Annotated in this window: 20 protein-coding genes; 4 read left to right on the plus strand and 16 right to left on the minus strand. The window is 73.7% G+C overall.

The annotated features are described in order from the left end of the window. Positions 1-175 precede the first annotated feature (175 nt). The 7 genes from ACIRQF_RS20565 to tsaB form a co-directional block, all read right to left on the minus strand. Complete coding sequence (locus tag ACIRQF_RS20565; protein ID WP_404094538.1) at positions 176-1,381, minus strand: RNA polymerase sigma factor; 1,206 nt, start codon at positions 1,379-1,381, stop codon at positions 176-178. Between the two features lie 85 nt (positions 1,382-1,466). Continuing rightward, positions 1,467-1,832, minus strand: a complete 366-nt coding sequence (locus ACIRQF_RS20570; RefSeq protein ID WP_376635458.1) for a YciI family protein — start codon at positions 1,830-1,832, stop codon at positions 1,467-1,469. Positions 1,833-1,972: 140 nt separating this feature from the next. Continuing rightward, positions 1,973-2,818, minus strand: a complete 846-nt coding sequence (locus ACIRQF_RS20575; protein ID WP_404093889.1) for a polysaccharide deacetylase family protein — start codon at positions 2,816-2,818, stop codon at positions 1,973-1,975. Positions 2,819-2,864: 46 nt separating this feature from the next. Continuing rightward, the gene (locus ACIRQF_RS20580) at positions 2,865-3,107 is read right to left on the minus strand and encodes a hypothetical protein (RefSeq protein ID WP_376635736.1); all 243 of its coding nucleotides are present in this window, start codon (positions 3,105-3,107) and stop codon (positions 2,865-2,867) included. Between the two features lie 14 nt (positions 3,108-3,121). Continuing rightward, the gene (tsaD, locus tag ACIRQF_RS20585) at positions 3,122-4,240 is read right to left on the minus strand and encodes a tRNA (adenosine(37)-N6)-threonylcarbamoyltransferase complex transferase subunit TsaD (RefSeq protein WP_382478535.1); all 1,119 of its coding nucleotides are present in this window, start codon (positions 4,238-4,240) and stop codon (positions 3,122-3,124) included. Continuing rightward, positions 4,230-4,712: a ribosomal protein S18-alanine N-acetyltransferase gene (gene rimI, locus ACIRQF_RS20590; RefSeq protein ID WP_376635734.1), complete on the minus strand. Its 483-nt coding sequence runs from the start codon at positions 4,710-4,712 to the stop codon at positions 4,230-4,232. The genes tsaD and rimI overlap by 11 nt, the downstream gene beginning before the upstream one ends. A 17-nt stretch (positions 4,713-4,729) precedes the next feature. Next, positions 4,730-5,386, minus strand: coding sequence for a tRNA (adenosine(37)-N6)-threonylcarbamoyltransferase complex dimerization subunit type 1 TsaB (gene tsaB, locus ACIRQF_RS20595; protein WP_376635452.1), 657 nt, complete (start codon positions 5,384-5,386; stop codon positions 4,730-4,732). 133 nt (positions 5,387-5,519) lie between these two features. Here tsaB and ACIRQF_RS20600 point away from each other — a divergent pair, with 133 nt between their 5' ends. Continuing rightward, on the plus strand, positions 5,520-6,062 hold the full coding sequence (locus ACIRQF_RS20600) for a hypothetical protein (protein WP_376635733.1): 543 nt from the start codon (positions 5,520-5,522) through the stop codon (positions 6,060-6,062). A gap of 79 nt (positions 6,063-6,141) precedes the next feature. Here ACIRQF_RS20600 and ACIRQF_RS20605 read toward each other — a convergent pair whose 3' ends face one another. The 8 genes from ACIRQF_RS20605 to ACIRQF_RS20640 form a co-directional block, all read right to left on the minus strand. Next, the gene (locus tag ACIRQF_RS20605; RefSeq protein WP_376635451.1) at positions 6,142-6,300 is read right to left on the minus strand and encodes a hypothetical protein; all 159 of its coding nucleotides are present in this window, start codon (positions 6,298-6,300) and stop codon (positions 6,142-6,144) included. A gap of 122 nt (positions 6,301-6,422) precedes the next feature. Continuing rightward, complete coding sequence (gene tsaE / locus ACIRQF_RS20610) at positions 6,423-6,932, minus strand: tRNA (adenosine(37)-N6)-threonylcarbamoyltransferase complex ATPase subunit type 1 TsaE (protein WP_376635449.1); 510 nt, start codon at positions 6,930-6,932, stop codon at positions 6,423-6,425. 13 nt (positions 6,933-6,945) lie between these two features. Next, positions 6,946-8,085 carry an alpha/beta fold hydrolase gene (locus ACIRQF_RS20615; RefSeq protein ID WP_376635447.1) on the minus strand — a complete coding sequence of 380 codons (1,140 nt, stop codon included), beginning with the start codon at positions 8,083-8,085 and terminating at the stop codon, positions 6,946-6,948. Between the two features lie 21 nt (positions 8,086-8,106). Further along, positions 8,107-9,258 carry an alanine racemase gene (gene alr / locus ACIRQF_RS20620; protein ID WP_404093895.1) on the minus strand — a complete coding sequence of 384 codons (1,152 nt, stop codon included), beginning with the start codon at positions 9,256-9,258 and terminating at the stop codon, positions 8,107-8,109. A 600-nt stretch (positions 9,259-9,858) separates the two neighbouring features. Beyond that, positions 9,859-11,307, minus strand: a complete 1,449-nt coding sequence (locus tag ACIRQF_RS20625; protein ID WP_404093898.1) for an NAD(P)H-hydrate dehydratase — start codon at positions 11,305-11,307, stop codon at positions 9,859-9,861. A 188-nt stretch (positions 11,308-11,495) separates the two neighbouring features. Beyond that, on the minus strand, positions 11,496-11,864 hold the full coding sequence (locus ACIRQF_RS20630; RefSeq protein ID WP_376635441.1) for a holo-ACP synthase: 369 nt from the start codon (positions 11,862-11,864) through the stop codon (positions 11,496-11,498). 16 nt (positions 11,865-11,880) lie between these two features. Next, positions 11,881-13,728: a glutamine--fructose-6-phosphate transaminase (isomerizing) gene (gene glmS / locus ACIRQF_RS20635; protein WP_382478543.1), complete on the minus strand. Its 1,848-nt coding sequence runs from the start codon at positions 13,726-13,728 to the stop codon at positions 11,881-11,883. Positions 13,729-13,767: 39 nt separating this feature from the next. Continuing rightward, entirely contained in the window at positions 13,768-14,523 is a 756-nt protein-coding gene (locus tag ACIRQF_RS20640; protein WP_376635438.1) for a hypothetical protein, read from the minus strand. 291 nt (positions 14,524-14,814) lie between these two features. Between ACIRQF_RS20640 and ACIRQF_RS20645 the strand changes: the two genes are divergently transcribed. The 3 genes from ACIRQF_RS20645 (at position 14,815) to ACIRQF_RS20655 (ending at position 18,103) form a co-directional block, all read left to right on the plus strand. After that, positions 14,815-16,017, plus strand: coding sequence for an acyltransferase family protein (locus ACIRQF_RS20645; protein WP_404093902.1), 1,203 nt, complete (start codon positions 14,815-14,817; stop codon positions 16,015-16,017). Positions 16,018-16,108: 91 nt separating this feature from the next. Further along, entirely contained in the window at positions 16,109-17,119 is a 1,011-nt protein-coding gene (gene coaA, locus ACIRQF_RS20650) for a type I pantothenate kinase (protein WP_376635435.1), read from the plus strand. 33 nt (positions 17,120-17,152) lie between these two features. After that, entirely contained in the window at positions 17,153-18,103 is a 951-nt protein-coding gene (locus ACIRQF_RS20655) for a DUF389 domain-containing protein (RefSeq protein ID WP_376635433.1), read from the plus strand. Positions 18,104-18,240: 137 nt separating this feature from the next. Here ACIRQF_RS20655 and glmM read toward each other — a convergent pair whose 3' ends face one another. Then, positions 18,241-19,599, minus strand: a complete 1,359-nt coding sequence (gene glmM / locus ACIRQF_RS20660) for a phosphoglucosamine mutase (protein WP_376635431.1) — start codon at positions 19,597-19,599, stop codon at positions 18,241-18,243. Between the last annotated feature and the right edge of the window lie 74 nt (positions 19,600-19,673).

Genomic DNA, 19,673 nt, shown 5'->3' on the forward strand with positions numbered 1-19,673 from the left:
CTCCCCGGGGCCCTGCTCCCCGGCCCGTACGCCTCCCCGGGCCCTGCCCCCAGCCTCCCCGGGGCCCGGCTCCCCGGGGCCCGCCTCCCCGGCCGCCGCACCTCTCCCGGGCCGCGTCGCCGAGGCGCACCCCGCCGCTCCCGGCCCGGCTCCCCGGTCCGCTCCCCGGGCCCCCCTACTGCCCGGCCCGCGCCGCCCGTTCCCGCAGCAGCGCGCGCTCCCGTTCGTTACGGGTCAGGGTGGCGGCGCGTTCGAACTCCGCGCGGGCCTCCGCCGTGCGGCCCAGGCGGGCCAGGAGGTCGCCGCGGACGCTCGGGAGCAGGTGGTAGCCGGAGAGGGCCGGTGCGGCGGCCAGCGCGTCCACCAGGGCCAGGCCCGCCTCGGGTCCGTCGGCCATCGACACCGCGACGGCCCGGTTGAGCTCCACGACCGGGGAGGGCGCGACGACGGCGAGCCGCCCGTAGAGCGTGGCGATGGTGCGCCAGTCCGTGTCCTCGTACGTCGCCGCCCGCGCGTGGCACGCGGCGACGGCGGCCTGCAGCGCGTACGGGCCGTTAGCGCCGCCCGCCTCGACGGCCCTTTCCAGGGCCGCGAATCCGCGCCGGATCAGCAGCCGGTTCCACCGCCGCCGGTTCTGGTCCGCGAGCAGCACCGGCGCCCCGTCCGGTCCGGTCCTCGCCGGGGTCCGCGAGGCCTGGATCTCCAGGAGGGCCGCGAGCCCGTGGACCTCGCCCTCCTTGGGCATCAGCGCGGCCAGCTGCCGGGCGAGCCGCAGCGCGTCCTCGCACAGGGCGGGCCGCAGCAGGTCGTCGCCGGCGGTGGCCGCGTACCCCTCGTTGAAGATCAGGTAGATGACTTCGAGCACCGAGCCCAGCCGGGCCGCCCGGTCCTCCCCGTACGGCACCTCGAAGGCGACCCCCGCCCTGGCGAGCGTCCGCTTGGCCCGCACGATCCGCTGCGCGACCGTGGCCTCGGGCACCAGGAACGCGCGGGCGATCTCGTCCGTGCGCAGCCCGCCGACGAGCCGCAGGGTCAGCGCCGCCCGGGCCTCGGCGGAGAGCACCGGATGGCAGGCCGTGAAGAGCAGCCGCAGCACGTCGTCGTCGATGTCCCCCGGCCCCGAGGGCTCGGGGTCGTGGGCCTCCTCGACGAGCTCACGGCCGGCCTCCGCGAGCTTGCGCGCGTACGTCTCGCGCCGCCGCACCAGGTCGACCGCGCGGTGCTTGGCCGTGGCCGTCAGCCAGGCGCCCGGCCGGTCCGGGACTCCCGACGCGGGCCACTGCTCCAGGGCGGCGACGAGCGCGTCCTGGGCGATCTCCTCGGCGATCCCGACATCCCGGACGATCCGCGCCACGGTGGCGATGATCCGGGCCGACTCCATCCGGAAGACCGTGTCCAGGGTCTCCTCGACCGTCTGTGCCGTCACGTCTCACATGACAGCACAGACCGCCGACGGTCGCGGTGGTTCAGGAGCCCGGCATCTCCTCGACCTCGCGGACCTCCAGGCCCACGGTCCAGTGCGGCGGGTGGACCTCCAGGAAGCGCTTCCCCCACTCGACGGCCTCGGCCATGTCCTTGCACTGCAGCATGGCGTAGCCGCCGACGACCTCCTTGGTCTCGGTGAAGGGGCCGTCGGTGTACGACAGCCTGCCGTCCTGCCAGGTGATCCGGGTGCTCTCGGCGGTGGGCTTCAGCCCGGCCGTGTCGACCATCGCGCCGGCCTTGGTGATCTCCTCGAACAGCGCGCCCATGCGCTCCTCGAAGCCGGGGTCGGCGGACGCCATGTCGATGGTGTTCTCCTCGATGCGGACGAGGGAGAGGAAGCGGGGCATGGTGACTCCTCGGGTGCGGTGGGCGGGGTCGTTCCCCGCCTTCACACTCATACGTCGGTCGGGAGACGCCCGCATCGACAGCCGCCGGCGTTTTTCTTCCCGGATTTCTTTCCGGACTTCCCGGGGCGGTCCTCCGTCTACTAGAGGTAGTCCTCCAGGCGGGCCACCGTGAAGCCCTGCTCCTGGATGTGCCGCAGCAGGTTGGCCATCATCTGCGTCATCGTCCGCCCCTTGAGTTCGGACGGGCCGCGGAAGTGGGCGAGGACGATGTCGCCGGGGTGCAGCTTCCTGTCGCCGCGCTGGTACTGCATGTTCTGGATCTGCATGGACTCGCGCCACAGGACGATCGCGTCCACGCCGCACTGTCCGGCGGCGGCCCGGGTGGCCTCGTTCCAGTTGCCGTAGGGCGGGCGGAAGAGCCGCGGCCGCTTCCCGTACTCCGCGGTGAGCTTGTCCTGCTGGCCGCAGATCTCCCGGCGCTGGGCGTCCTGGGAGAGGGTGCGCAGGTTGGGGTGGGTGAGGGTGTGGTTGGCGACGCCGTGGCCCTGGGCGACCAGCGGTTCGAAGTAGCCGTAGTCGGCGCGTATCGCGGCGTCGGTGAGGAACATCGTCACCGGCACCTTGAGGTCCCGCATCATCGCGACGAACTCGGGGTCCTTCTCCGCGCCGTCGTCGATCGTGACGAAGACGACCCTGTCCGCCGTCGGGATGTCGCTGACGACGGGAACGGGGCCGCCGGCGGTGCGTGTCACCGGCTTCTTCGCGGGCGGGGCTGGCGGTGCCGCGAGCGGCTTCAGGCCCCACTTCGCGTAGGCGGCGGCGCGCAGGTCCGGGGCCGCGGGGGCGGTCGGGGCCTTGTTCCCGGCCGAGGGGGTCACGGAGCCGGCCGTGGGGGCGGGCGGCGCGTCGGCGTCGGCGACCGTGCAGCCGGTCGCGAACAGGGCCACGGCGGTCAGCGCCGCCCACAGCGCGAGGGTCTTCTTCACGCGCTGTGGGATGCCCGAATCGCTCGAAAGGTTGCTCGGGAGGCGTCTATCCGACCGATTCGAAGCGCCAGCGGTGCACCGGACGGGTGGTCAGTTCCGGTCCCGGTTCCGGCAGCTCCGGCAGTTCGGCGTCCAGCCCGTCCGGCGTCTCCCACCAGGTCAGGACCAGCACCCGGTCCTGCGGCGCCCGGAAGGTCTCGCGCCGCAGCGGCTCGGCCGGGAGTGCGCACGCCCGGGCCCAGTCGAGGAGTTCGGCGCCGCGGCCCTCGGCCGCGCGCGCCTCCCACATCAGGGTCACCGTGGTCACGGGTAGAGGTTCTCCTTGCTGACCTCGTGCACGTGATCGTGGTCGTGTGCGTGGGCGTGGTCGTGGGCCGCCCCCGGCACGTGCGACTCGGTCACCGGCAGCGAGGAGTCCGCCGACAGCTCCAGGTCGGACGCGGCCCGGCCGCGTGCGACCATCTCGGCGCCGAGCGCGGCGACCATGGCGCCGTTGTCGGTGCACAGGCCCGGCCGCGGCACCCGCAGCCGGATGCCGGCCCGCTCGCAGCGCTCCTCGGCGAGGGCGCGCAGGCGCGAGTTGGCGGCCACGCCGCCGCCGATCATCAGGTGGTCGACGCCCTCGTCCTTGCAGGCCCGTACGGCCTTGCGGGTGAGCACGTCGACGACGGCCTCCTGGAAGGACGCGGCGACGTCCCGGACCGGCACCTCCTCGCCCGCGTTCCGCTTGGCCTCGATCCAGCGGGCCACGGCGGTCTTCAGACCGGAGAAGGAGAAGTCGTACGCGGGGTCCTTGGAGCCCGTCAGACCGCGCGGGAACGCGATCGCCGCCGGGTCGCCCTCCCGGGCGAGCCGGTCGATGACCGGGCCGCCGGGGAAGCCGAGGTCGAGCACTCGGGCGATCTTGTCGAAGGCCTCGCCGGCGGCGTCGTCGATGGTGGCCCCGAGCGGCCGCACGTCGGAGGTGATGTCGCTGGAGAGCAGCAGCGAGGAGTGCCCGCCGGAGACCAGCAGGGCCATCGTCGGCTCGGGCAGCCGGCCGTGCTCCAGCTGGTCGACGCAGATGTGCGAGGCGAGGTGGTTGACGCCGTAGAGCGGCTTGCCGAGGGCGTACGCGTACGCCTTGGCCGCCGAGACGCCGACGAGCAGCGCGCCCGCGAGGCCGGGCCCGGCGGTGACGGCGATGCCGTCGAGGTCCCTGGCGGACACCCCGGCCTGCTTCAGGGCGCGCTCGATGGTGGGGACCATGGCCTCCAGGTGCGCGCGGGAGGCGATCTCGGGCACGACGCCGCCGAAGCGGGCGTGGGTGTCGACGCTGGAGGCGACGGCGTCGGCGAGCAGGGTCGTCCCGTGGACGATGCCGACGCCGGTCTCGTCGCAGGAGGTCTCGATGCCGAGTACGAGCGGTTCGTCAGCAGCCATCTGCATCAGTCTCTGTTCCTTGAACGGTGTGTCGCATCACGAGGGCGTCGACGTTGCCGGGCTGGTAGTAGCCGCGACGGAAGCCGATGGGCTCGAAGCCGAAGCGCTCGTAGAGCTTCTGGGCCCGGGTGTTGTCCACGCGCACTTCGAGGAGGACCTCCTCGCATTCGAAGGCGGTCGCGGCCTGGAGGAGGTCGGCGAGGAGCCGGGCGCCGAGGCCGGTGCCCCACTGGTCGCGGGCCACGGCGATGGTCTGCACGTCGCCGAGGCCGCCGGCGGCGGCGAGCCCCGCGTAGCCGACGAGCCGGGCGGCCCCGTCCTCGGCGAGCTCCTCCGCGACCATGTAGTGCCGGGTCGCGCGCGGCCCGCGGGCGTGCGCGAGCTCCGACCAGAACATCCCCTCGGACCACGCGTCCTCGGGGAAGAGCTCGGCTTCGAGCGCGAGCACGGGCTCCAGGTCCCACCAGCGCATCTCACGGAGCACGGTGGTCACTGCGGGGTGACCACCTTGTAGTTCTTCGGCACCTGCGCGTCGGGCCGGCGCAGGTACATCGGCAGCGGGTCGAGGAAGCCCTCGCCGCCCGCGGCCAGCCTCTCGGCCGCGAGGGCGGCGAGCGCGGCGGCCGACTGGTGTTCGGGGTCCCGGGCGTCCGGGAACGCCTCCGGGTAGAGCCGGGCGCCCGCGCCCACCACCGGCAGCCCGGCGAGCTGTCCGGCGATGTCGGCGGGCCGGTCGACGGACGCGTCCGTGACCCGCGTACGGGAGTCCTCGTAGCGCGCCCAGTAGACCTCCTTGCGCCGCGCGTCGGTGGCGACGGCGAAGGGCTCCTGGATGCCGGAGGCGTGGGCGAGCCCGTCGAGGGTGCAGAGCCCGTGCACGGGCACGCCGAGCGCGGAGGCGAAGGTGGCGGCCGTGACGAGGCCGACGCGCAGACCGGTGTACGGGCCGGGGCCGACGCCGACCACGAGTCCGGTCACCGCGTCGAGGGTCAGCCCGGCCTCCCTGAGGACCCGGTCGACGGCGGGCAGCAGCAACTCCCCGTGGCGGCGGGCGTCGACCTGGCTCGACTCGGCGACGACGGAGTCCCCGTCGTGGAGGGCGACGGTGACGGCGGGTGTGGCGGTATCCATGGCGAGCAAGAGCACGCGAACAGCCTACGGCGCCGGAGCGGCGGGGGCGGCGCCCCGCCCGACCGGGGCGGCTGCTGCTACGGTCGGGCACCGATACGTACGTACGACAGAAGGTGGGCGCACGGTGGGACGGAGCAGCTCGGGATTCGTGGCCGGGCTCACCGCGGCGGCCCTCGCCGCGGTCGGTTTCCTCGCCTATCAGGCCTCGGCCACGGCGCCTTCGCCGGCCGAGCTGGCGGCGAAGCCGACGACACCGAGCACGGCGCCCTCGGCCACGGCGAGCGGGAAGCCGAAGCCGCCGAAGGACCCGCTGGCGCTGCCCGCGGCCTCCGGCTCGGGCGAGCGGGTGGTGTACGCGCTCGCCGACCGCCGGGTGTGGCTGGTGAACGCGAAGAACCAGGTCACGCGCACCTTTTCGGTGATGCCGAGCACGGTGAACCCGCCGCCCGGCGCATACGCGGTGAGCTCCCGGTCCGGCGCGGTGCGCGGTTCGGACGGGGTGCAGATCGAGCACGTCGTGCGGTTCGCGACGGTCCAGGACGTGTCGGTCGGCTTCAGTGCCGCCGTGGACGGTTCGACGCCGGAGCCGGACCCGTCGCGGAAGACGGGCGGCATCCGGATGAAGCGGGCGGACGGCGACGCGCTGTGGACCTTCGCCGTGATCGGCGCGAAGGTCGTCGTCGTCGCGTGACGCGCGCCCCGGGGTAGGCCCCGGAGCAGGCTTCTCGTCGTCAGGACCCGCCGCGGGACCCCGCGTCCGGCCGCAGGGCTCAGGCGGCCTCGTCGCGTACGGTCTCCGGCTCGTCGTGCTCCGAGGGCTCGGGGCGGCGCGGCGGGGTCGAGACCGCGTTCGCCGCGGCGCACGACGCCAGCAGGTCTCTCATCGGGACACTGTCCGCGGTGCGGTCCTCGCGCTCCGGCGTCGCCATGCATGCCTCCCGTAGGTTAGGTACACCTAACCAGCTCGTGCAACCATGTGACCACGCCTCGGAGCAACGGCGCAACATTTTCCCGACACGTTGTCGGAACCTACGTACGTTCGGCCGTACGGTCAGGCCAGCGCGAGGTCCTCGGCCGCCCAGCGCGCGCCGATGCCGTTGAGCACGACCGTCCGCCGGTCGTCCGCGGCGTCCTCGGTGTCACCCGCGGTGCCCACCACCCGGTGGATCAGCACGTGCAGCCGGTCGTCGGTCAGGTCCTCGACCTTGCCGTCGCCCCACTCGACGACGACCACGGAGTCGGGCAGCGACACGTCGAGGTCCAGGTCCTCCATCTCGTCGAGACCGCCACCGAGCCGGTACGCGTCCACGTGCACCAGCGCCGGGCCGCCGACCAGGGACGGGTGGACGCGGGCGATGACGAAGGTCGGCGAGGTGACGGCGCCGCGCACCCCCAGGCCCTCGCCCAGGCCGCGGGTCAGCGTCGTCTTGCCGGCGCCGAGTTCGCCGGTGAGCATCACGAGGTCGCCGGGGCGCAGCAGCCCGGCCAGGCGGCGGCCGAGTTCCTGCATCCGTTCCGGGGAGTCGACTTCGAGGGTGGCCTGGGTGTGCGGAGTGTCCATTCCGCCAACCTACCTATCCGCCGACGGGGACCGCTCCCACCCTCCCGAGCAGGTCGGCGATCCGGTCGGTGACCGCCTCCGGGTGTTCGAGCATGACCAGGTGCCCGGCGTCGGGCACGATGACCAGCTCCGCGTCCGGCAGCAGGTCGGCGATGGCCTCGGTGTGCGAGCTGGGCGTGACCAGGTCGTGGTCCCCGGCGAGGGCGAGCACCGGCAGCTCGCGGAAGGCGGCCAGGGCGGCGCCCTTGTCGTGCTCGGCGAACGCCGGATAGAACTCGGCGACCACGTCGATCGGGGTGGACTCGATCATCCGCTCGGCGAACCGGACGACCGCCGGGTCGACGTCCCTCGACGAGAACGAGTACTTCTTGATGAGCCCGGCGAACAGGTCGGCGGTCGCCCGCCGCCCCCGCTCCACCAGTTCCGCCTGCGAGCCGAGCGCCCTGAGCACTCCGGGCAGCACCCGGCGCACCGCGTTGACGCCGGCCGTCGGCAGCCCGTAGGTGACCTCGCCCAGCCGGCCGGTCGAGGTGCCCACGAAGCCGACGCCGACCACGCGTTCCCGCACGAGGTCCGGGAACAGCTCGGCGAGGGCCATGATCGTCATCCCGCCCATGGAGTGCCCGATCAGGACCAGCGGCCCCTCGGGCGCGGCGGCGTCGATGACGGCCTTGAGGTCGCGCCCCAGCACGTCGATCGAGACGGGCACCCCGTCGGGACCGGCCTGGGCGACCCCGCGCGCGGAGCGCCCGTGGCTGCGCTGGTCCCAGTGCACGGTGCGGACGAGCCCGCGCAGGGCGGCCCGCTGGAAGTGCCAGGAGTCCTGGTTGAGGCAGTAGCCGTGGCTGAAGACGACCGTGACGGGGGCGGGCGCCCTGCGGCCGAAGAGGCGCCGTCTGCGGGGCCCGGCGACCGCGGGGTCGACCTCGTCGACCTCGTAGTAGAGCTCGGTGCCGTCCTCGGCGAGCGCGCGCCCCGAGGTGCCGCGCAGGCCGCCGTACGGCCCCTCGGCGTCGAGCGCCAGCCGCGCCTTCTCCCGTACCGAACGCCCCACCGTCAGCCGCTCGACGGCGACGCCGGCCGCGGCTCCGGCGGCCAGCACGCCTATCGCGGCACCGGCCCAGCCGGCGCGCCGCCAGGTGTCGTCACCCACGCCGGGCCTCCTCCCTCGGGTCTACTCGCCCACGTAGACGCGCGGAACGCGCGCGCCGATGCGCGTGACGATCTCGTACGCGATGGTGTCGGCGGCCTCGGCCCAGTCCTGGGCGGTCGGCTCGCCGCCGTCACCGGGGCCGAACAGCACGGCCTCGGCTCCCGGTTCGGGGGTGTCGCCGCCGAGGTCGACGACGAACTGGTCCATGGCGACCCGGCCGGCGACGGTCCGGACCCGGCCCCCCACGAGCACCGGCCCGCGCCCCGACGCGTGCCGCGGGATGCCGTCCGCGTATCCCACCGGGATCAGCCCGAGCGTGGTCTCGCCCGGGGTCGTGTAGTGGTGCCCGTACGAGACTCCGTGGCCGCCCGGCACGTGCTTCACCAGGGCCACGCTCGCCTTGAGCGACATCACGGGCCGCAGCCCGAACGCGGCGGAGGGACCGACCAGCACCGGGTCGGGCGAGACGCCGTACATGGCGATGCCGGGCCGGACCAGGTCGAAGTGGGCCTCGGGAAGCGTGAGCGTGGCGGGCGAGTTGGCGATGTGCCGCACCTCGGGCTCGACGCCGGCCTTCTCGGCGTAGTCGAGCATGGTGCGGAAGACGTCCAGCTGCGCGGGGACGGACGGATGCCCGGGTTCGTCGGCGCAGGCGAAGTGCGACCAGACCCCCGTGATCCTCACGAGCCCCTGGGCCTCGGCTTTGAGGGCCTCGCCGACGAGCTCGGGCCAGTCGGCGGGCTGGCAGCCGTTGCGGCCGAGTCCGGTGTCGGCCTTCAGCTGGATCCGCGCCCGCAGCCCGGTCTGCCGCGCGGCCCCGACGACCTCCCGAAGGGCCCACATCCCGCTCACGGTCATGTCGAGACCGGCCTCGACGCCCTCGGCCCACGGGTCACCGGGCGTCCACAGCCAGCACAGGATCCGCGGCTCGGTCAGCCCGGCCGCGCGCAGCGCCAGCGCCTCGTGCGGCGTGGCCGTTCCCAGCCACGTCGCGCCCGCCTCCAGCGCGGCCCTGGCGCAGGGCACGGCCCCGTGCCCGTACGCGTCCGCCTTGACCACGGCCATCACCTGGACGTGTGGCGCGACACGGGCGCGCAGCGTGCGGACGTTCGCACGCAGCGCGCCGAGGTCGATCTCGGCGCGGGCTCGGCGGGGCTGTGGTGTCTCAGTCATCGCGCCCAGTCTCTCAGGTGTCGGCCACACGGCCGCGTACCCCCGCTGTAGGCCCGGTCACCCCGCCGCCCCCGGAGCCCTCCCACCGCGGGCGCACGACGCGGGGCGGGGCGGGGGGGGAGGCAGCGCGGGGCGGAGGCAGACAGCGCGGGGCGGAGGCAGGCAGCGCGGGGCGGGGGGGAGGCAGCGCGGGGCGGGGTGCCGGAGGGCTGGTCGCCCGGCTTGATCGTGCGGGCCCGCCCGTCCGGTCGTGGGCGTGCGGGGCCTCGTCGTGCGGCTTGCGCGTACGGGCCCGCCCATCCGGTCCTGCCCGTGCAGGCCTGCTCGTACGGCTTGCCCGTACGGGCCCGCCCGTCCGGACCTGGGCGTGCGGGGCCTCGTCGTGCGGCTTGCCCGTACGGGTCCGCCCATCCGGTCCTGGGCGTGCGCGGCCCCGTCGTGCGGCTTGCCCGTACGGGCCCGCCCATCCGTTCCTGCCCGTGCAGGCCTGCTCGTACGGCCTGCCCCTCCGGTCCTGGCCGGGCAGCCCTGCTCGTACGGCCCGCCCATCCCTGCCCGTGCAGGCCTGCTCGTACGGCCCGCCCGTACGGGCCCGCCGGGTCAGGCCTCCGTGATGTCCCGCCAGGCGCCCGGCAGGGCGGCGGCCACGTCGCCCGCCGTGACGGGGCCCGTGCCGCCCGACGCTCGGCGGGCGGCGAGGCCGTGGAGGTAGGCGCCGGCCGAGGCGGCCTCCAGGGGCGGGAGGCCGGCGGCCAGGAGGGAGCCGGTGAGGCCGGAGAGGACGTCGCCGCTGCCGGCCGTGGCGAGCCAGGAGGTGCCCGTGGGGTTCACGCGCACCGGGCCCGCACCGCCCGGGCCGCAGATCAGGGTCGTCGAGCCCTTGAGGAGGACGGTCGCCCCGTAGCGCGCCGCGAGGGCGCGAACGGACGCGAGCCGGGCCGACTCGACCTCCTCGCGGGACGTGCCGAGCAGCGCGGCGGCCTCACCCGCGTGCGGGGTGAGCACCGTGGGCGCGGTGCGGGCCTTGACGGCCTCCGGCGCGAGTTCGCGCAGCCCGTCCGCGTCCACGAGGACGGGCACGTCCGAGGCCAGGACCTCCGCCACGCCGGGATCGTCGCCGAGTCCCGGCCCGACGACCCAGGCCTGCACCCGCCCGGCCTTCGCCGGGGGCCCGGCGTGCACGAGGGTCTCGGGGTGCGCGGCGATGACCGCGTCACCGGCCGGGCCGACGTACCGGGCGGCGCCCGCACCGCCCCGCAGCGCGCCCTCGACGGCGAGCACGGCCGCGCCGGGATAGCGGGCGGAGCCCGCGACGATGCCGACGACCCCGCGCCGGTACTTGTCGCTCTCGGCGCCGGGAACGGGCAGCAGCCGCGCCACGTCCTCGTGCTGCAGCGCCTCCAGGTCGGGCACCGAGGGCAGCGTCGCGCCGAGTCCGATGTCGACGAGCCGCAGCGCGCCCGCGTACTCACGGGCCGGATCGACGAGCAGCCCGGGCTTGTACGTGCCGAAGGTGACGGTCGCGTCGGCCCGCAGCGCCTCGCCCGCGACCTCCCCGGTGTCGGCGTCCACGCCGCTCGGCAGGTCGACGGCCACCACGACGGCGTCGGAGCCGCGTGCCGCGCGCGCGACGGGCACGGCGTCGGGGCGCAGTCCGCCCCGTCCGCCGATGCCGGTGATCCCGTCGAGCACGAGGTCGGCGGCGGCGAGCGCCTCGTACGGGTCGTCGTGCGTGCCGACGACCCGGCCGCCGGCCGCCCGGAGCGCCCCGAGCCCGCCGTCATGAGCGTGGGCGCCGAGCAGTACGGCGGTGACCCCGGCGCCGCGCCGGGCGAGCCGGGCGCCCGCGTACAGCGCGTCGCCCCCGTTGTCACCGCTGCCGACGAGCAGGACGACCCGCGCCCCGTACACCCGGCCACGCCCGAGCAGCGAGAAGCAGGCGGCGGCGAGCCCGGCGGCGGCCTTCTGCATCAACGCCCCTTCGGGCAGCCGCGCCATCAGCTCGGCCTCGGCGGCCCGTACGGTCTCCACGCGATAAGCGGTACGCATGGGACCCACCCTGGCGGCTCGCCCGGCGCGGCGCCACCTCCGCCACGGGGGCGGGGCGGACCGTCGGTCGGCGCCCCGGCCCTCGCGGGCCCCCGGCGGGGCGGCGACCGCTCACCCCACGCCGGCCCCCGCCGGCCCCCGGCGGCATCGGCGTCCGCGACCGTCCGCGGCTCCGCGGCCGCGACCGCTCAGCCCTCCGCGATCACGACCGCCGAGGCGACTCCCGCGTCGTGGCTGAGCGACACGTGCCAGTGCCGCACGCCCAGTTCGGCGGCCCGGGCCGCGACCGTGCCGCGCACCCGCAGCCGCGGCTGGCCGGTGGCCTCGACGTACACCTCGGCGTCCGTCCAGTGCAGGTTGCCCGGCGCGCCGAGGGCCTTGGCCAGGGCCTCCTTGGCGGCGAAGCGGACCGCCAGGGACGCCGGGCCGCGCCGCTCGCCGCTCGGGAGCATCAGCTCCCGTTCGACGAACAGGCGCTGCACCAGCCCCGGCGTACGTTCCAGCGACGCGGCGAAGCGGTCGATCTCCGCTACGTCGATCCCCACCCCGATGATCATCTGCTCACTGCCCCACTCACTCCACCGTCACGGACTTGGCCAGGTTGCGCGGCTGGTCGACCTCGTTGCCCCGCGCCGTCGCCAGTTCGCAGGCGAAGACCTGGAGCGGCACGGTGGAGACCAGCGGCTGGAGCAGCGTAGGCGTGGCCGGGATGCGGATGAGGTGGTCGGCGTACGGGACGACCGCCTCGTCGCCCTCCTCCGCGATGACGATCGTGCGTGCGCCGCGGGCCCGGATCTCCTGGATGTTGGAGACGATCTTGTCGTGGAGGACGGACCGCCCGCGCGGCGAGGGGACGACCACGACGACCGGCAGGTCCTCCTCGATGAGCGCGATCGGCCCGTGCTTCAGCTCGCCCGCCGCGAAGCCCTCGGCGTGCATGTAGGCGAGCTCCTTGAGCTTGAGCGCGCCCTCCAGGGCGACCGGGTAGCCGACGTGCCGGCCGAGGAACAGGACGGTGTCCTTGTCGGCGAGGGACCGGGCGAGCTCGCGCACCGGCTCCATGGTCTCCAGGACCCGCTCGACCTCGTCGCCGATCCTGGCGAGTTCCCGGACGACGGCGTGGATCTCGTCGCCCCACTTGGTGCCGCGCACCTGCCCGAGGTAGAGCGCGAGCAGGTAGCAGGCGACGAGCTGGGTCAGGAAGGCCTTCGTCGACGCGACGGCGACCTCGGGGCCGGCGTGCGTGTAGAGGACGGCGTCGGACTCGCGCGGGATGGTCGAGCCGTTGGTGTTGCACACGGCGAGGACCTTCGCGCCCTGCTCGCGGGCGTGCCGCAGCGCCATCAGGGTGTCCATGGTCTCGCCGGACTGCGAGATGGCGATGACGAGGGTGCGCTGTCCGAGGATCGGGTCCCGGTACCGGAACTCGCTCGCCAGCTCGACCTCGCAGGGGATGCGGGTCCAGTGCTCGATCGCGTACTTGGCGATGAGCCCGGCGTGGAAGGCGGTGCCGCACGCGATGATGACGATCTTGTCGGCCTCGCGGAGCACGGCGGTGGGGATGCGCACCTCGTCGAGGCGCAGGTGCCCGTCGGCGTCGATCCGGCCGAGCAGGGTGTCGGCGACCGCCTTGGGCTGCTCGGCGATCTCCTTGAGCATGAAGTAGTCGTAGCCGCCCTTCTCGGCGGCGGAGGCGTCCCAGTCGATGTGGTACGCCCTCACGTCGGCGGGCGCGCCGTCGAAGTCGGTGACGGTGACGCCCTCGCGGGTGAGCTCGACGACCTGGTCCTGGCCGAGCTCGATCGCCGAGCGGGTGTGCGCGATGAAGGCGGAGACGTCGGAGGCGAGGAAGTTCTCGCCCTCGCCGACGCCCACGACGAGCGGGGAGTTGCGGCGGGCGCCGACGACGACCTCCGGCTGGTCGGCGTGCACGGCCACCAGGGTGAAGGCGCCGTCGAGCCGCTTGCAGACCAGGCGCATGGCCTCGGCCAGGTCACCGACGGAGGAGAACTCCTCGGCGAGCAGATGGGCCACGACCTCGGTGTCCGTCTCGGACAGCAGCTCGTGGCCCCGCTCGCCCAGCTCGGCCCTGAGGGCCGCGAAGTTCTCGATGATGCCGTTGTGGACGACGGCGACGCGACCCGCGTTGTCGAGGTGCGGGTGCGCGTTCGCGTCGGTGGGGCCGCCGTGGGTGGCCCACCGGGTGTGCCCGATGCCGGTGGACCCGCTCGACAGCGGGCGGTCCACCAGCTCCTTCTCCAGGTTGACGAGCTTCCCGGCCCTCTTGGCCGCGGCGAGCCCCCCGTCGGAGAGCACGGCGACTCCCGCCGAGTCGTAGCCGCGGTATTCGAGCCGCTTGAGGCCCGCGATCACCACTTCGAGCGCCGACTGACCGCCGACGTAGCCAACGATTCCGCACATGGCGGCAGCCTACGGCGGAACGGCCCCGACCGGCCGGACTCAGCGCAGCTTGGCCGCCTGCGCGTCGACCAGGGCCTTGGGCATCTCCTTGACCTTGCCGGTGAGGCTGATGGTCATGAAGCCGGCGAGGTTGTTGGCCTTGCGGAACACGACCAGGTTGGTGACGAAGGGGCGGCCCTCCATCTGCGCGATGAGCGTCCAGCCCAGGGCCTCGTCGCCGGCGGTGACGGTCTCCGGGGAGACCTTGGCGATCGTGGTCTTCTCACCGCTGGCGAGCAGGGTGAAGCCGCCCGCGCACTCGGTCCCGGCCGTCTTGAGGGCGGCGAAGGCCTGCTCGGCGCCCTGGCCGGCGTACGTGCCGAGGGTGACGGTGGTCGCGGGCACGCCGAGCGCCCCCAGGGCGTTCTCCGGGGAGGAGACGGTGTCCTTCGACGGCACCTGGACGGCCTTGCGCTTGACGCTGGCGCCCGGGGTGCCGGGGGCGACCCCGGACACGGCCTCGGCGAGCGGCTCGCAGGCCGGCTTGTCGGCCCCGACGTCCCCGGCGTTCAGCCGGTCCTCGGCCTCGGCGTTCTTGACCTGGTAGCCCTTGAGGTCCGCCTGCGCCACGACGAGCTTCTCCAGCTCGGCCGCGGACAGCGCCTTCACGTCGGGCTTGGCCGCGGCGGACGCGGAGGCGTCGGCCTTCCCCGTGTCCTCGGTCTTCTTCTCCTCCCCGCCGCACGCGGTGAGGAGGAGCGCCAGGGAGGCGGCGGTGGTCGCGGCGGCGACGTGACGAAGGGCACGTGCTCTCATGACTCGGGCTCTCTTTGTTCGACGGACGCATTCCTGCGCGAACCTTATGCGCGCAGGTCGACACCTTGATCGCATACCGGTGACCCGGTATGCGATCGCAACCCCGCCCCCCCGAGCGATGGGCGAGCTTTGTCCGAATAGGGGCTTATCGGGCGCCCGGGGGGCCTCCATGGCGACCTGACAGGCCCCGCACAGCCCGTGGTACGTTCCCGGCCGGAGCCAGGTAATCCAATCGTCAAATCATGTCGCGGATCCCCCGCAAAGATCTCGGCGTGGGGACTTTTCCAAGAGGTGGGGAACATTTCCGCGATCCTGAAGAATGCCGCCGATTCCGCCCAGCGGTCCGGTGGCGCGACGCAGACCGCAGCAGAGCCGCCCGCGCGCTGGTCGCCCCGCACCCCGTGGGCGATGCCCCGGGGCGGTACCCGGGTCGACTCGCTGACCGGACTGCGCTGGTTCGCCGCCCTCGGCGTGTTCCTCTTCCACGCGCGCAGGTACTTCCTGGAGGCCGAGGACGCGTTCGACCTCGCCGCCATCGGCTACGAGGGCGTCCCGTTCTTCTTCATCCTGTCCGGATTCGTCATGGCCTGGGTGGCCCGCCCCTCGGACACCGCCCTGAACTACTACTGGCGACGCTTCGCCCGTATCTGGCCGCTGCTCGCGGTCACCACGGCGCTGACCGTGGCGATGATGCACTGGTGGTGGCACGTCCCCGTCTCCAAGCGGGACATCCTGTGGACGCTCACCTTCGCTCAGGCGTGGAGCACCGACCACTTCATGACGATGAACGCGGTCACCTGGACGCTCTCCGTCGAGGCGTTCTTCTACCTGGTCTTCCCGCTGCTCCTGCGGGTGCTGCTGCGCCGCTCCTCCGCGCTGCTCGCCGTCCTCGGAGTGCTCTGCGTGGCGGCCACCGCCGCCACCCGGCTGACGACCCTGCACGTCGACTACTCCCCCGAGGTGGAGCGCCTCATCATCGACGCGCCACCGATGCTCGCCCCGATGTTCGTCCTCGGTGTCTGCGCGGGCCTGCTCGTCCGGCGCGGCTGGCGCCCGCCCTTCGGCACCGGCTTCGCGCTCGCCTTCACTGCAGGATCGATCCTGCTGTGCTGGCTCTGGATGGCCCACCCCGAGCTCCTGAAGCCCGTCCCGCCGAACTACGGCTACTTCGACGCCGTCCTCATGCCCGCCTTCACCCTCCTGATCGTCACCGCCGCCCTGCGCGACGCCGACGGGCGGCGCTCCGTACTGCGCTCCCGCCCCCTGGTGAAGCTCGGCGAGTGGTCCTTCGCCTACTACCTGTGCCACACCGTGGTGCTGAGGGTCGTCGGCCACCTCGGCCTCGTCCCGAGCGCGGGCCTGGTCCGCGACCTCGCGGAGATGACCCTCGCGGCCGTCGCCACCCTGGTCGTCGCCGCGGTGCTCCACGAATGCGTCGAGAAGCCCGCCGAGCGCCGCCTCAGGAAGCTCCTGCCCGTACGACGGACGGCGTGACGGCCCTCCCCCGGACCCGGCCGCACCCGGTTCCGGGACACGTGACCCACCCCACGGTCCACGAAGCCCCCGCAGCCACGACAATGGCGGGGTGATCACTTCGCCGCCACGAAGCACGAACGGACCCACGGGCGCCAACGGAGGCACCCCTCGCCGGGTCTCCGAGCCGACGCCGTACGTCGACCTCACCCGGGCCGAGTGGAGTGCGCTCCGTGACAAGACGCCGCTGCCGCTGACCGCCGACGAGGTCGAGCGGCTGCGCGGCCTCGGGGACGTCATCGACCTCGACGAGGTCCGGGACATCTATCTGCCGCTCTCGCGGCTGCTGAACCTGTACGTGCAGGCCACCAGCGGACTGCGCGGGGCGCTCAACACCTTCCTAGGCGAGAAGGCCGAGCAGCGCGGCACCCCGTTCGTCATAGGGGTGGCCGGCTCCGTGGCCGTCGGCAAGTCGACCGTCGCCCGGCTCCTCGAGGCGCTGCTCGCGCGCTGGCCCGAGCACCCGCGGGTCGAGCGGATCACGACCGACGGCTTCCTCTACCCGATGGAGGAGCTGAAGGCGCGCGGGCTGATGTCCCGCAAGGGCTTCCCCGAGTCGTACGACCGGCGGGCGCTGACCCGCTTCGTCGCGGACGTCAAGGCGGGCAAGGACGAGGTCACCGCGCCCGTCTACTCGCACCTCATCTACGACCGGGTGCCCGACGAGCGGCTGGTCGTGCGCCGCCCGGACATCCTCATCGTCGAGGGGCTCAACGTCCTGCAGCCCGCACTGCCGGGCCAGGACGGGCGCACCCGGGTCGGTCTCGCCGACTACTTCGACTTCTCCGTGTACGTGGACGCCCGCGCCGAGGACATCGAGCAGTGGTACCTCAACCGGTTCCGAAAGCTGCGCCAGACCGCGTTCCAGGACCCGTCCTCGTACTTCCGGCGCTGGACCCAGGTGTCCGAGGAGGAGGCCCTCGACTACGCCCGCACGATGTGGCGGACCGTCAACAAGGTCAACCTGCTGGAGAACGTGGCGCCCACCCGCGGCCGGGCCACCCTCGTCGTCCGCAAGGGAGCGGACCACAAGGTCCAGCGGCTCAGCCTCCGCAAGCTCTGACCGTCCCCAGCTGACCCTCCGTAAGCTCGGAGGATGCTGCACCTGCGACTGATCGTGCCGCCGGACCGTACCGAGGCGGCCGTCGAGCTCATCGAGCGAACCGTCGGCACCACCCACCTGGTGGTGCTGCCCGGGGCCGCCCGCGATCCGGCCGGGGACCTCGTCCTGTGCGACGTGGCCCGCGAGGCGGGCCAGGAACTCATCCACGGGATGCGGGAGCTGAGGATCGACCAGGACGGGTCGATCGCCGTCGAGGACATCGACCTGTCGCTGTCGAAGCGGGCCGTCGCCGCCGAGGAGGAGGCTCCCGGCGAGGCCGCCGACGCGGTGATCTGGGAGCAGTTGACCGACGCCACCCACGAGGAGTCGACGCTCACCATCACCTACGCCGCCTTCATGATCCTGGCCACCATGATCGCGGCCTGCGGTGTCGTGCTCGACAACGCGATCCTGATCGTGGGCGCCATGGCCGTCGGGCCGGAGTTCGGCCCGCTCGCCGGCATCTGCACGGGGATCGTGCGGCGCGCCCCGAAGCTGGTGCTGCGCTCGTCGTACGCCCTGGTCGTCGGCTTCGCCGCGGCGATCGTCGCGACGACCGTGTTCAGCCTGGGGATGGACGCGCTCGGTCTGTTCAGCGTGGAGCAGCTGGACGGGCCCCGCGCCAACACCAGTTTCATCTGGAAGCCGGACCCGTTCTCCTTCGTCGTCGCCGTGCTCGCGGGCGCGGCCGGCACCCTCTCGCTCACCTCGACGAAGTCGGGGGCGCTGATCGGGGTCGCCATCTCCGTGACGACGGTGCCGGCCGCCGCGAACGCCGCCGTGGCCCTCAGCTACGGGCAGTTCTCCCAGATGTGGGGCTCCGTCGAGCAGTTGCTGCTCAACCTGACCGGCATCATCCTCGCCGGGACCGTCACCCTGTTCGGGCAGATGCTGCTGTGGCGCACCCAGCGCGGCCGCTGGACCCGCGACCACGGGAAGGCCTGAGGAGGCCCGAGGTACGCGGGGAACGCCATCGGCCCCCGTCCCGGGCGTACCGGAGCGGGGGCCGACGAGGCGACGTCGTGACGAGGCCGTCTCTTCCGGATCCTGCCGGGCTCGCGGCGTGATCCGAAGGAAACGACCTAGCCGAGCGCCGACTTCACGGCGTCGGCGAGACGGCCGGCCACCGAGCGGGCCTGCTCGATGTCCGCGGCCTCGACCATGACCCGGACCAGCGGCTCGGTGCCCGAGGGGCGCAGCAGGACGCGGCCCGTGGTGCCCAGCTCGCGCTCGGCCTCGCCGACCGCGCCGGCCAGCTCGGCGGAGGTCTGCACGCGCGCCTTGTCCACGTCCGGCACGTTGATCAGGACCTGCGGGAGGCGCTCCATGACCGTGGCGAGCTCGGCGAGGGAGCGGCCGGTGGCGGCGACCCGGGCGGCGAGCATCAGACCGGTCAGGGTGCCGTCGCCGGTGGTGGCGTGGTCGAGCACGATGACGTGCCCGGACTGCTCGCCGCCGAGGGCGTAGCCGTGCTCCTTCATGGCCTCCAGGACGTAGCGGTCGCCGACCGCGGTCTGCACCAGCGAGAGACCCTCACGCTCCATCGCCAGCTTGAAGCCGAGGTTCGACATGACCGTGGCGACGACGGTGTCGCCGCGCAGCGTCCCGGCCTCGCGCATGGCGAGGGCGAGCACGGCGAGGATCTGGTCGCCGTCGATCTCGGCGCCCGTGTGGTCCACGGCCAGGCAGCGGTCGGCGTCGCCGTCGTGGGCGATGCCGAAGTCGGCCTGGTGCTCGACCACGGCGGCCTTGAGCAGGCCGAGGTGGGTGGAGCCGCAGCCGTCGTTGATGTTGAGTCCGTCCGGCGCGGCGCCGATGGTCACGACGGTGGCGCCGGCCCGGGAGAAGGCCTCGGGCGAGACCCGGGCGGCGGCACCGTGGGCCTCGTCGAGGACGATCTTCAGCCCGTCGAGCCGGTTGGGGAGGACGGCGATCAGGTGGGCGACGTACTTGTCGAAGCCCTCGTCGTAGTCGCGGACACGGCCGACGCCGCCGCCGGTCGGACGGTCCCAGGGGGCGCCGGTGCGGTGCTCCTCGTAGACGGCCTCGATGCGGTCCTCCAGCTCGTCGGCGAGCTTGTGGCCGCCGCGGGCGAAGAACTTGATGCCGTTGTCGGGCATCGCGTTGTGAGAGGCGGACAGCATGACGCCGAGGTCGGCGCCGAGCGCGCCGGTCAGGTACGCGACGGCCGGGGTGGGGAGCACCCCGACGCGGAGGACGTCGACGCCCGCGCTGGCGAGGCCCGCCACGACGGCGGCCTCCAGGAACTCTCCCGAGGCGCGCGGGTCCCGCCCCACCACGGCGGTCGGCCGATGCCCCTCGAAGGTGCCCGCCTCGGCGAGTACGTGCGCGGCCGCGACCGACAGGCCGAGCGCCAGCTCCGCCGTCAGGTCGGCGTTGGCCACACCGCGCACTCCGTCCGTGCCGAAGAGTCGTCCCACAGCTGTCCTCCGAAAGTGCTCCGAGAATGCGATCCCCTGCACGGCTGATGCCCGTTTTTACGTCCAGGCCGTGC

This window comes from Streptomyces sp. NPDC101191 (assembly GCF_044767915.1).
Taxonomy (GTDB): Bacteria; Actinomycetota; Actinomycetes; order Streptomycetales; family Streptomycetaceae; genus Streptomyces.